This window comes from Lacihabitans lacunae (genome assembly GCF_042649125.1).
GTDB classification, from domain to species: Bacteria; Bacteroidota; Bacteroidia; order Cytophagales; family Spirosomataceae; genus Leadbetterella; species Leadbetterella lacunae.
Genome location: NZ_JBHRYQ010000001.1, coordinates 4402216 through 4415726 on the forward strand (window position 1 = coordinate 4402216; position 13511 = coordinate 4415726).

9 protein-coding genes are annotated in these 13511 nt (G+C 34.8%); 2 read left to right on the plus strand and 7 right to left on the minus strand.

The genetic code is table 11. The features are described 5' to 3' along the window. Nucleotides 1-6: 6 nt before the first annotated feature. From ACFOOI_RS18850 to ACFOOI_RS18860, 3 genes are all read right to left on the minus strand, one after another. Entirely contained in the window at nt 7-1905 is a 1899-nt protein-coding gene (locus ACFOOI_RS18850) for an O-antigen ligase family protein (RefSeq protein ID WP_379839622.1), read from the minus strand. A 64-nt stretch (nt 1906-1969) separates the two neighbouring features. Then, on the minus strand, nt 1970-5182 hold the full coding sequence (locus tag ACFOOI_RS18855) for a 3-coathanger stack domain-containing protein (RefSeq protein ID WP_379839623.1): 3213 nt from the start codon (nt 5180-5182) through the stop codon (nt 1970-1972). Nucleotides 5183-5244: 62 nt separating this feature from the next. After that, the gene (locus tag ACFOOI_RS18860) at nt 5245-5571 is read right to left on the minus strand and encodes a LytR/AlgR family response regulator transcription factor (protein ID WP_379839625.1); all 327 of its coding nucleotides are present in this window, start codon (nt 5569-5571) and stop codon (nt 5245-5247) included. A gap of 366 nt (nt 5572-5937) precedes the next feature. On the opposite strand from ACFOOI_RS18860, the gene ACFOOI_RS18865 reads away from it, so the two are divergent. Beyond that, nucleotides 5938-6522, plus strand: a complete 585-nt coding sequence (locus ACFOOI_RS18865) for an RNA polymerase sigma factor (RefSeq protein ID WP_379839626.1) — start codon at nt 5938-5940, stop codon at nt 6520-6522. Nucleotide 6523: 1 nt separating this feature from the next. After that, a complete protein-coding gene (locus ACFOOI_RS18870; RefSeq protein WP_379839627.1) occupies nt 6524-7168 on the plus strand; it encodes a hypothetical protein in 645 nt (214 codons plus the stop codon). 119 nt (nt 7169-7287) lie between these two features. Here ACFOOI_RS18870 and ACFOOI_RS18875 read toward each other — a convergent pair whose 3' ends face one another. The 4 genes from ACFOOI_RS18875 to ACFOOI_RS18890 form a co-directional block, all read right to left on the minus strand. Then, nucleotides 7288-9963, minus strand: a complete 2676-nt coding sequence (locus ACFOOI_RS18875) for a CHAT domain-containing protein (protein WP_379839628.1) — start codon at nt 9961-9963, stop codon at nt 7288-7290. Continuing rightward, nucleotides 9960-11063 (minus strand): hypothetical protein, encoded by a 1104-nt coding sequence (locus tag ACFOOI_RS18880; RefSeq protein WP_379839629.1) that lies wholly within the window; start codon nt 11061-11063, stop codon nt 9960-9962. The genes ACFOOI_RS18875 and ACFOOI_RS18880 overlap by 4 nt, the downstream gene beginning before the upstream one ends. A gap of 257 nt (nt 11064-11320) precedes the next feature. Continuing rightward, entirely contained in the window at nt 11321-12310 is a 990-nt protein-coding gene (locus tag ACFOOI_RS18885) for a GDP-mannose 4,6-dehydratase (RefSeq protein ID WP_379839630.1), read from the minus strand. After that, a complete protein-coding gene (locus tag ACFOOI_RS18890) occupies nt 12300-13427 on the minus strand; it encodes a glycosyltransferase family 4 protein (RefSeq protein ID WP_379839631.1) in 1128 nt (375 codons plus the stop codon). Before ACFOOI_RS18890 ends, ACFOOI_RS18885 begins: the two co-directional genes overlap by 11 nt. Nucleotides 13428-13511: the final 84 nt, after the last annotated feature.

Below are 13511 nucleotides of genomic sequence, written 5' to 3' on the forward strand. Positions count from 1 at the left end.
TTCTATTTACAATAATTGTTTAACTGTATCGTATCGGACTTGATTGTCTATTATTATTTTTGGAGATAGCTTTTTTAGGTTTATTGCCGCATTAGTTTTATCTCCGATCAATGCTAAACAATAAGCTTTATTCAGGTAAGTTATTTGATACATATCGTCATATGATAAAACATAATCGTAAATAGCTAATGCTTTATCGTATTGCTTTGTCATCATATACATAGTGCCAAGGTCAAGAATATTTGTATGTCGATATGGAGCTATCTCTTTTAAATGAAGATACGTTTTAATAGCTTCCTCAGGATTGCCAGACTCGAACTGAATAAATCCTAATTGTGATAATAATATGGGATGTTCTGGGTAGTCCTTAAGTGCATTTTTAAAATTTGATTCAGCTTTTTTATAGTAATCGTCTTTAACCATTTCAAGGTTTCTATTATTTGGAATAAGAGATCTCAAAAGTCCTAATTTTAGTAGAATATCATACTTTCCTATTTTTGCTTGACTCAACAAATCATTATATTGATTAACAAAATAAATATTGTCTGTTGTTAATTTTATGTTATTCCATGTTTTATAATTTTGGAAGGTTTTAAAAACTAACTGATATCCACTAAAGATTAAAATTACAATATAAGCAGAAAATGCGATTTTTAAGTTCTTTCTGATTGTAAACTGATTTGCAGTACTGTGTTGTGTGATAAAAATAAAAATAGAAAAAATAATTATGTAGGAAGAGTAAGTCTCGAAATTTGTAAAATGGAAAGATATGAAACTTACAATAAATGCCAATAAGGCTCCTTTTTGAATTGGAGACAAATGGTTTTTTCTATTAAATATACTCAAAATTGAAACACTAATAATTAAGCAATAACTTACTAATCCCAAAATTCCAGACTCAAGGAACTTGTCGATTAAAAAATTATGAGATCTATCGTACCATTCGTCTGAATTATGGAAAGCATTTTGATAATGTGTTGTGAAAAAATAGACAAAGTGCTCTTTCCCCCATCCCAAAAATGGCTTGTCTTTCCAAAAGGTAAAAACTGTTTTCCAAAGGGCAATTCTAGTAAATGAGCTATTATCTAAAAGAGAGAAGTCGCCAATTCGAGACATTAAACTTGTCAAACTGCTTATCTTAACTATGACCGTAATACCCAAACCTGAAATTATTCCAAAAAGGATAAGTATTTTTTTTCTATACCCTTTGAATACAGCTAAACTGTATATTCCTAGAGTAATTATTCCACATAAAAGTGATACAATTGCAGACCTTGCAGAAGTGGTAAAAATACCATAGCCAATAATAAAAAGGATTAGTATGGTGACTAGTTTTTCAATTGATTTATAAGGACTTTGGCTGGTAAGCTTATTGATTAAGTTGCTGAATACAAGTAGAAAGTGGAAAACTAGGTAATATGCCAAAGTAAGTGGGTTTGCAAATGTAGATTTGGCTCTTACAAAATCGTCTTTATGAAATTCAATAATCGCAATTACAGAGATTACAATTGCAATAGCAGTTGAAAATTTTAATATTCGTTGCCAATCATGAATTTCTATTTTTTCGTTAGATAGTAAGAGGTAAAAAACAATTAAGAAAATATAATTTATTATACCGTCCATCCTTTCAAATGTAGAAAAGAAGCTCAATGAGGGGCTTTGGGCGTTAAAACCGGATGCTATTAATACAGTCAAGTATGTCAATAGACAAACTCCAATGTGGTTCAATGAAAAGCTGATTTTGTTGGTGCTGAAATACTTAAAAGATTTTACTAATGCGAATGCAATTATGACAAACCAAAAGAAGAGTATTTTAGGAGTATGGTAACCAAAATCATATTTTTTTAAATATATCAATGGTGAAATTGATAAAATTATAAAAAGCCAAAATCCTATTTTTTTCATGAAACTTAGATTCAAATAACAAAAAGGGCTACTAATGCCATTATAGCCCTTTTTGTTTGATAATTTAATTGCAACCTCCCGGAGTAGCTAGAAAAACTTTATTAGTTTCTGCTAAAAATCCGGGTAGTAAGTTAATGGCTCTAGCAGTATATTTTACATCTGCAGTACCATTTATTTTGTTTGTGGCCGATATGTTTCCTCCAGCATTTGCTGAAGCCGTTTTTAACAGGGTTCCACTACCAATATCGTCTGCTGTACTTGCTAAGGTCAGAGTCATAGGGCATGGTCCTATATTTATAGTATAAGAACCTTGACCGCTAGAGGTGCATGGAGAATTAAAACATCTAAAAGTATAACTTGAACTTGAACTTGGTGATACAATCCGAGGGTTTACCGAACTTAGGTCATCCCATATTACACTTTGACCTGCACAACCATTTGCTGTTAAAGTTATCGGAGAGCCAGGTGAAGGCGAGGTAGTAGGCGATGCTATCAAACTTGTGGGCTGGTTTATTATAACCGGAGAGATAGTTACAGAGTTTGATACAGCAGATGTGTAACCCGTACCAGCACACATAGTAGTATAGGTAGTAGTGGCGGTAGGTGTAACTACTATACTACCATTTGAAGAAGCAAAAGCTACGGAGCTTCCACCTTCAAACCAAGCTGTTTGACTAGGACTAGGACAATTGGTACCAGTCAAGGTGACTCCGGCAGGGGAATTTCCAGAGCAGTAGGTTGCAGAACTTGTTGTAACTACAGGTGTTGGAGTTACTGTTCTAGCAATTATTGTTTGTAAACCTCCAACGTCAGTTTGGTTATTTGTTATTGAAGGTATTCCTCCATTTGGCAGTTCTATTGTAGTCGGATTAGAAGATCCGTCAATTTTGAAATTGTGGCCCACCACACCTGTGCCTTTAGCTCTTGCAATTAAGAAAAAATAACCCGATTGGCCAGCCGCTATAATTGGTGAACTGTCAAAAGAATAAAAAAATAAAGAATTAGTGGCTAGGTAAGGATTTTGGTTTCTCCAACTCCCTGCTAAAAAAGTGGCAGTGTTAAAGTCATTTATTGTGTTGTAAAATAAAAAGAAGCCACTCATGTCTGGTCCATACCAAGGCGAACCTGTGATAGTTCCAGTATTTTGTATTGTTATTGAAGATATGGTTGCAGGCAGAGATGGCGATTCAACCTTTAAGATATATAAAGGATTTCCATATTCTCCTTGATAAACATTGGCGGCAGGTGTTGGTAAAGAACTTAAAATTAATGGAACGTCCTTTATTGTTTGAGTGCCTGCAATATCACTTGGCATTTCTGGTATTAAAGAAATATTGGGATTCTCAAAAAAAGTTAATGTTAATGGATTCGAACTCGCATTAATTTTAATTGTATTATTATTTGTTGCAGATGGACTTGCATCCGCAGTTATCCACAAATATTTATCACCAGTGATGGAAATAGAATTTGCAAAAGTTGAACCTAAGGTACTAGTAAAAGTTACTGATTCTCCGTTGCTTGTTGGTGTTGTGTTTAAATTGTGATAATAATAAGTCGGAATTAAGTTTACGTCGTCGCTATTGGTTATTGAAAGTCTAAAATTCGTAAAATCTCCAGTAGCGTAAGTGCCTGACGTTAGGAAACTTATTGAGTTTAAGTTTACAGCTGGGTTGAGATTACTAATTTTAGCTTTATATATCACATTTTTTGTGCTTCCTTTTACAATATTAGTAGCAGGGACTGCGAGTGGCGTTAATGTGATATTAGATGTTATAATTGACCTACTTCCGGCACCATCTGTCTGAAAGTTGTCTATAGCTGCTCCAGCGGTAGTGAATGTGGTTGTTATTGGGTCTGTAGAGCCATTAATTTTTATTAATCTGCCTACAGTTGCAGTACTACTAATTTTTCCTAGTACATAAATATACGTAGGTGTGCCAGCCATTATAGTTAAATTAATTCCTGTAAAACTTACGTTTTCAATATTGGGTCCTGAAGCTGCAGTCCTTGTAGCCCCGGGTCCTAATAATGAAGTAATGTCAGATACCGTTCCGTATGCTATTCTAAAATTACTTATATCAGCGGGTAAATATGTTCCTCTTGTTTTAAAGCTTAAAGAATTTAAAACGGCATTACTAGTGCTCGGGTCAATTTTTAGTTTATAAAGAATTGGACTTTCATTTTTATAAACATTTGTGGCTGCGAGTGTTTCGGTACTTAAAGTTAAACTGGGTTGAACAATGGTCTGTGTTCCAGTTCCTGACTGTAAATTTATCGGAATAACAGCTGGTTCTTCTGTGATAATACTTGGTGGATTACTATTGGCATTTGTTATATAGGTTGAAGCTGTTAATGCTGTACTTTTTGGTGTCACTTTTAAGAAAAAATATTTTGTTTCTCCATCCCCTACGGTTGGCCAGTATATACTACATGCTCCATTGTTTATAAGAATATTATTTATTGACCCACCTCCAATACTTATAGTTGTAGAAGCACTACAATAAATTGGAATCGCATTTGTCGCCGTGCTTATATCATTTACAGTGTTTTGTAATAATTGAACACTTGTAGATAACTCAGAAGCAGGTAAAGTACCTGTAAATGGAAAATTAAACGACTTAATTTTGTGGTCACCACCTGTAGAAGTTACTTTCATAGTATAAATGTGAGAACTTACAGACGGAAACATGTTTGAAGTGGGTATAATCGTTGTTTCTAACTTTATACTTTTACTTGCTATTGTTGCAATGCCTGCATTATCAATATTCGGATTTGTGAAGGTTGTTCCTAATGGTAAAAATTCAGCCACTGCAGGGTTACTCATACCGTTTATTCGTATAGTATGGCCAACTGTAGCGGTAGGTTTTATCGATGCTCTTAAGTATAGATATCTCTCCTCGCCTGGAGAAACGGTAAAATAAGTATAAAAACTTGGGTCAACATTAAATTCTAAAAATTCTCCATTGCCAGTTGATGTAACAGCAGGTGCAAGGTTGTAATTGATGTTAGCAGTTGGAGAAGCTGCTACTCCCAACGAAAAAGAACTAACATCAGCGGAGGTATAACTACCAGCTTCTGAAGATGTGGAAAAAATGATTTTTTTTAAATTGCTTGTGCCTGAAACAGCTGTAAATTTCAAAGCGTAAACATTTGGACTGCTATTTTGATATCCAGTAAACGCTGGCGTTGGTATTTTAGTTAAGCTTACCGATTGCCCAAATGTCGAAAAGCTAATTAATCCAAACACGATTAATAGATATTTGTATACTCTTTTCATATTTAAAATGGTTTAAACTTTTACCTACCCCCTTTATGCCGGCTCAGTGTTCTGCTTTTATGTTACGCTCTATTGTTACTCTCAAACTGCCCATAAAAGTCCTTGGCTCTTCGTCTTGAAGGCACTACTTTTTCGCCATTTATGAGGTAAATCTTGTTGTTTTTGATGCGTTTTATGCAGTTCATGTTTATGATAACCGAGCGAGACACTCTAAAGAAATTTGGGTAGTCTTCTAGGCGTTCTTCTATGCGTTTGAGGGTAGTGGCTACCGTTACATTTTTCTTTCCTTGCTGAAAGTGCACCGTGGTGTAGTTTATTTCGCCTTTGAGGCTGATCACTTCCTGTGGGTTAATAGTTTGGCGACCACCGATGGGGATAAAATTTTCCATGATTATAATTATTTGTTTTTGGGACTATTTTCTTACATATCTAAGCCGATAGGTATTTTGTAACCATTGGATCAATATTTTTTTTTCGAGTCTCAAATTTCTACAAAATCAGGAAGCAGCGGTATCGCTAATGTTAGGGAGGAGTAGGGGTTTTTAGTTTAAAATAGCAGTTATTTGGGGTAATTTTACCGTATTACTTTTTACAAGGTAGATTTAGTAGGTAAGTTGGCAAGTAGGTGTTTTTCTCCAATTGGTAGATACTTTTTGTGTTTCCTTGAATATTAGGGGACTTTATTTTTTATTTAATGGTAAAAAAAATACATTTGTACATAGCTGTAGCCCCTATCAACCCATAAGTATTTATTAATGTCTGATGTATTTTTAAGCGATTCTTTAATTTTAGAAGGGATTTTGGCTGGCGGATTTTCCGAAACCAAGGCCATAGAGTCTTTGTATAATCAAAACAAAGCCTTCTTTCTTAAGTTATTAAATGAGCCATTGCGGCTTGAAAAAAGCAAGCTACCCGAAGATATTATTTGGGAGGCAATAGAGGCATTTGTTTGGAATGTAAAAGACGGCAAATACGTGTCACAAGCCAATGTGCCTATGGCAGCTTACGTGAGGGCCATCGCCAAGAACCTACTTTTAAAATACCTTTCATCTGAAAACTCTCGTGGCAATCGCCAGGGAATATATATTGAAGAAAACGATGCGTCCGTAGCAGATGTGTCCGAAGCCATTGCAGAGAAAGAAAAATGGGATGTTTATTTAGAGATTTTCGAAAAAGCAGGGAAAAATTGCAAGCGGATATTACAAATGGTGTATGGACTCGGATATAGTATAAAAGAAGTTGCAGACGAACTTATTTCTGAAGGTGTTTTTGAAAACGAGCAAGTAGTAAGAAATGCAAAAAGTAAGTGTTTGAAAAAAGTGATGCTTCAGATTAAATAATATGGAAGAAAAAGATTTAGATATATTAGACCTATACTTGAGAGGAGAGCTATCTCCTGAAGATGCCCTTTTGGTGGAGGTTAGGCTTGCTAATGAGCCGGAGTTGAATGCTATTTATGAGAAAATGCAACTGCTAGCCATGGCTGCCAAAAAGCAGGAGTCGCGGCTAAAAATAAAAGCCGTGCACCAACAAAAAATGCAAGAATGGAAGGAGGTTGGTGTATCAGATAAAAAGAATTTCTCAATTCTGAAATGGACTTCATTTGCTGCTGCGGCGTGTTTAGTGGGTATTTTATACTTAGGCAATGCCGATTTTGATATGCCTAGCCCAGTGGAACTACAGGAAAGAAGTGCCAAGGCAGAAAACAACAGTGAGTCGGTTTATGTGGAGTTTATGAAAGCCAATGAGTTATTGAATAATAAGCAATATGCCGCTGCCGCTGAGCTTTTCGGCAAAGTAAGTTCCGATGAAAACTACATGCCTTATTACAGAGAGATGTCGCGGTGGTATCAGGTGGTGGCAGTCAGTAATGTAGACGAACGCAAAGCTAAAGAATTTTTAGAAGCGATAGAACAAACGCCCAATACCAAATACGAAATACCTGCTCTAGAGAAAATGAAAATGAAAATTAGACTGGCGTTTTAATAGGCAAGTATTTTTCTGAATATTTACTTTAATAGGAATTTTAATTTCAGAAATAAATAAATGATTTTTTTTGTTTTAGTTGATTGATAGCTAAGCAAATAAGGTTAAGGCAAGAGGGTCTATCTCTTGCTTTTTTTGTAAGCTAAAAAGGCTATTAAAACCAGCACAACTAAGCCCAAAATTAGTTGCCATTGATATTTGTTCCAAAACGAAATCTGCAAAGGGGCGTCATTGCCAATCAATATAAAGTTTGCCCAATAGTAGGGGTGGTCAAAGGCTTTTCCAAGGTCAGAGTTTCTAAAATCAATCTTTGCTTTTCTTACCGCTTCGGCTTTTTCGAGGCCATCGTTGAGGTATTTATGTATTCGGCTCGATATCCATGCTGAGCTTTCGTCGTGGGCTTTCCAAAGGGTGGTTATCACTGCTGGGCAACCGGCATACGAAAATCCTCGCGACAACGAAAGTAGCCCCTCGCCTGCCAAAAGTTTTCCATTTCCTGCTTCGCATGCACTTAATATCACAAGCTGGGTTTTACTGAGGTCGAGGTTATAGAGTTCTTCCGTAAATAGCTTATAGTCTTTTGAGTTAGGAAAAAACGCAATGAAAGATTTTGATGGGTCGCTGTCGTCTACCTGAGCGTGAGTAGCAAAGTGTATAACGTCGTGTTTTCTGTAGTCTTCCATAAAGCGATTTTTAGTGGCTTCGTTGTTTCTGAAAATCGACCCACTTATTTTCGAAATTTCTTCATCAGAGTAGGGCAGAGGGTTAAGGTCTTTCTCTCTAAATGTATTTTTAAGAATACTGTTTTTATCAGCAAAAGGAGCTATACCCATTTGATTTTTAATCAGATATTGTCTCAAATTGTTTTTGTTGGCATAATGAATAGATGCCGAATAGTCGTATGAAAAGGTGTATTTGTCAATTAAGTATTCCGAAGGCTTCGACTCCAACACCTCAAAGGGTATAAGGTTAAGTTCTACGTCTCTAATTACCGTAATTCGGTTTTTATCCTTTAAAAAAGGCAATATAGGTTCAAATAATAAGGTGTAAATAAGGTGACTTTGGGTTTGTTTGTAGGTGCCGAGTCCCGGATTTTTATAAAGTGTTTTTATGAAATTTCTAATAATTTCCAGGTAGTTTTCAGGTAGGGCTTTCTTTACTAAAGCTATCTTTTCTTTGGTTATAACGGAAATATACAGCGTGTTGTGCTCTCTAAAATAATTAAGAAATGCGGCATTGGTTGCCAGTCCTTTTTGGATTTGTTCGGCGTTGACTATTTCTTGCTCATATTTTAATTTAAAGTATTGCGGGCTTTCCTTTTCTATTTTTTTCTTCAAAATCCCCAGTTCTAACTCTAAGCCAGTAAGCTCTTTTTTGTCTGTTTTATCGGTATTTAGTCGGAGTTTGTTAATTTTTTTTAGAAGGTCTTTTTCTGCTTTAACTAACTCGGGTTTTACGTTTAGGTGTTTGTTGTATTTATCAAAAAGAGCATCGTTAAGCACTTTTGCTTTGCCCAATTCTATAAAATGAAACGCCGTGTTTGGGTTCGTGTTTATCAAAAGACCTTGGTTAAGTAGCGTTCTAAATTCTTCTTCAAACGCATATTTTTGGTCTTCAAAAACCAACGATTTATTTATCTGCGTGGCTATTTTGGCCGTATTTTCTAATGTTTTAGTAGCAGTGTTATGGTCTTGAACTCCAGCTAGTTTTTTATTGGCGAGCATGTAAATGTCTGGAAAGATAACATCTTCAGCTTTGATGGAAGTTAAATCTGAGGCAGCCACACTTGCCAATACAGCTTCGCTATAATATTTAGCTTTATTTGAGCTTAGGTCGCCCAGTTGTATGTATGCATTACCCAAATAACTACTTTTCTTATTGTTTGTATTTCTTTTGTAAGTTTCTATTTCATTGGATAGCAGAGAGGGAGACTCGGTTATTTGGTTTTCTAATAGAGCAATCCGGAGTTTTGAAAGGTGATATTTGTCCTCCTCGTTTTTCGATAATTCTAAAATTGACTTCGCTTCCTTAAGTAGTCCTCTTAGATTTTTGGGTTCATTTACTTGGATATATATTTCACCTAATGTTAGTAATCGGGTAATTTTATAATAGGGCTTCTTAGTGTCTTTTATCGATTGCTTTATGAAATTCTGTGCAAGCGTAAAATCTTTTCTTTTCACATATAATTCTGCTATTTGGCTTTCTATTATTCCTTTATAGTCATTTTTTTTGAGTCTGGTACTTAGATTCAGTGCACGGAAAAGTATGTTTTCTAATAGATCAAAGTCACCACTTCTAGCCAAAAAGGAAGTGTAGTTATTGTAAAATGCAATTACCTCCTCAGGAATAGTAGTCTCTAGAGAAGGATTATTTTTAAGTAGGTAGAAGTTTTTGTTAAAGTAAGTGGAGGTTTCTGCATAATCTTCATTTGCTTTGTGAAGCAATGCAGCCAAGTTATAATATTTAAAAGAAAGTGAATCGTTTTTAGGTCTAATGTTTTTAATGCCTTTTTTTATTGTTGCTATACCTATTTCAGGTTTATTACTGAAATAATAAATAGCACTTGTAAACAATTCTTTTTCTTGCGAAAGAGTTATTTTCCCTCTTTTCTTAAATTCGTTGTGAATATATTCTATCCGACTAAATGCTTGTTTTTCAGTAATTTTTCCCTCAATAAAAGAATTCGGAATTCTATCTCTTTCTTTCCACAAGCTATCATAAGAAATTTGCTGTGCTACTATATTATGGTAGCACAGCAAAAACAAAAACACATATTTTAATTTATCAATTATCATTGGTCATCTCTCCCATTTGAAGTAGCTGGTAACGGTGGTGAATCCAATGGCTCTACCAATAAGAAATTTAATTTCTTAAAATTCATCTTTGAACCAGTATATGGATTGTATTTGCGGTTGTTGCAGTCACATTCAAATCCTTTTATAGTAGGTTCTAAGTGCCCTGGGAATACTTTATTATTGAGATAGTTAAACCATTCGTTATTGCTTGTTGAGTTTGTAAAACTATTTTCATCTCGTTGGAAATTACAGTTTACCTGCGTTACACGATCAAGGTTGCAGTTGGATTGGCTTTCGCAAAAGTATTTTTTTAAGGTAGAATCGGCGTGTTTTACATATATATGGCGAATTCTATAGCTAAAATTGCTAGGGCTAATACTTTCAAAATATATTTTATCTGTTTTGTCAGCTGCTGTTGGAGCTAAGGTATTATAATCTAATTTTCCTGATGGTATAAGCGTATTGTTATACCTCATTGTGAATTTGGTTTGGTCTAACTCAATCCTGTCAAAAAGGTTTTCAGTCGGCATGTTTGGTCTGAGGTATTCATGAAACCGGAGGAAGTTTTTATAGTCTTCAACCACAAACCTGTTATAATATTTATATATTTTATTCCCATTTATTACGGCAGAATATATGGGATATTCGCCTTTTTCTCTCATATAAATAGTGAAATTCATTTCGTCTACACATATTTCAGCATCCAAGTCTAGTGAATAGGTCTTTTCTCTTGTCCAGTTGGCTTTATTTAACAAATTACACAACACTTTTTCCGCAGTTTGTGTGATATTTTCTGGTATTTTGTTTTCCTCAAAAATATATACATTCCCCTGTGGGTCTTGGTAGGCATTATTTGGCGGGCAAGTTACTTCAGTGTTTATTCTGCTCGGGCCAATAATTGGGGTAATTCTTCCCATGGCGTTGTCAGAAATATGAAATCCTCCATCCGGATTTTTGACATAATTAGAATTGGTTATGTTACCAGACTCTACTGATACTGCCTTTAAAGTGCAATTTTTTATTGAAGGTTTGGTCACCTTGCAATTAACTAACAAAAATGGCAAAATGGCCATTGAAAGCATAAAACTGATTTTTTTCATTTTATTAAAATGGTTGTTTTATAGGGAAATACTACTGGGGTCATTTTTTGTAACCTTTTTGGGTTAGTTTTTTTGAAAGGTTAAGTTTTTTGGGCAAGTCAGTGTGTGTTTTGGTTGTAACTACGAAAAAGTTTAATTGACATGGTTATTCACAAATCTATAAAATTCTGCTATGTGGATGAAATCTTTGAGGTGCTTTTTTTAGGGTTTGGTATATACTTACGGGTCATATATGGGCCATTCATAAGACTGTAATATTATGGTAGTTTTTTGCTAGCGGATTCATTTTGTCTGTTCTCCAACTCCTCATTTATCAACATGTCCAAAATATCAAAAAAGCTATAGTTGTAGTCCCAGTTTAGGGTGTTTTTGGCTTTGGAGTTGTCGCCGTAGATGTCGATTATTTCGGAAGGTCTAAATAGCTCTGAATTTGATTTGTATTTGGCTTTATCTACGCCTATTTTATCAAATACGTAGTCGATTATTTCTTTTAGCGACACTGATTTTCCGGAGCAGATCAAATAGTCAGAGGGTGTGCTTTTTTGCAACATTAGGTGCATAGCTTCTACGTATTTCGGAGCAAATCCAAAATCTCTTTTGATGGAGATGTTTCCTACTTCTAAAATGTCTAGTTCGCCTTTCGATATTTTTATACAGCTCGTTATTACTTTTTTTACGAAAAACGTGGTGTCTCTCAAGTAAGATTCATGATTAAACAAAATGCCGCTGCTGACATGCATCTGATAACTTTCTCTAAAAAAAACGCAGGTGTAATGGGCCGAAGCTTTCGATATAGCGTATGGACTTACGGGGTGTAAAATACTATTTTCGGTAATCGGTAGTGCATTCACTTTTCCGAACATTTCGCTACTGCTGGCCTGATATATACGTATGTTTTTATCGAATTGCTTCACCGCATCCAAAATATTAAAAACACTGAGCGTGTTAAACTCAAAAGTGGCTTTTGGAGAAATGAAAGATTCATATACAGAACTTTGGGCCGCTAGGTTGTAAAATTCTTGTGGTTTGTATTTTTCTAATAAAACATCAATCGCTTTTTTATGCAATAGATTTGCTATTTCAATGGTAATTTTATCCAAAACCTTTAAATATCGAAGTTTCTCCAGGTTGGCCTGCTTTCTTCTGATAACTCCAATCACACGGTACCCCTTGCTGAGCAAAAGTTTTGATAAATAGGCACCGTCTTGTCCATTTACCCCTGTTATAATTGCAGTTTTAATATTCATTTTGTACTGCTTTTTGAAATATTTCAAAACATTCGTCTGCAGTCTTTTTCCATGTAAACTTTCCTGATTGGGCGTAGCCTTTTGTGATATACGCTTTTCTGAAATCCTCGTTTTCCAATACTTTTTTAAGGTTGTCTTCTAAACCTTTTTCGTCATTGAGCTCAAAATAAATGCCTGCCTCACCTGCTACTTCAGGGAATGAGCTATATCGAGGTAAAATCACCGGACATCCGCAGGCCATAGCTTCAAGCACCGGTATGCCAAAGCCCTCATATTGAGAAGGAAAAACAAAGCATTGGGCATTTTGATAGAAATAAAATAATTCATTGACTTCAAATGTTTTATGGATTATTTTGTCGCTTAAGCCTTCGTTTTTAAACAACTTAATTTCTTCGGGTTTAAAAGCATATCCGCCTGCACAAATGAGGTATAAATCAGGGTCAGTTTTTAAAAGTGTTTTGGCTGCGTTAAAAAGGCAAATGAAGTTTTTGTAGGTCATTCTGTAGCCTACAAATAAGATGTATTTTTTTGGTAAATCTATTTTTACTTTCTCGTCTATTTCTAAGCTTTGAGCCAAATGTACCACATCTATTTTATTGGCGTCAATGTGGGGGTATATTTTCACAATGTCTTTTTTAGTATTCTCCGAAATCGCAATTATCCGAGTTGCTTGTTCCATCAGAGTTAACTTTTGAGGCACGGTGTGTTTGTCGTCTAAATAATAGTGCGGTAAGATCTCATGCAGCATGTCATATACAGTGAGCACAAAAGGTTTGTTTCCTATATATTTAAGGAAATCAATATCAAAGTAAGTAGGAACAAAGACATCAAAGTTTTGTTGCTTTAAATAATATCTGGTGAGGGTGGTGTTTAGGCGAGGTGGTGCTTTTTTAATTAATATTTGGGGTGTGTATTTTGTGTAAAATAGCCTGTTTATTAATTTATTAGTAAGTTTTTTGTCTTGTAGTACGAGGTTTTCAGTAAACACTACCGGAAGGGTAGTTTTTGTATTTGCTTTGGTTTTTAAGTTTTTAATTACCTCTGTAAAATACCAAGAAATGCCTCCAAATTTTTGTCTATCAAAAATATCAGAATCAAAAAGAATTTTAATGGCCATGTAAGTTTATTTAATTTTCAAAATTACAATCTTGAGTAGCTATATTTTACGAAATTAAGGTTTGTTTTTTTGTGGAAGTTATTT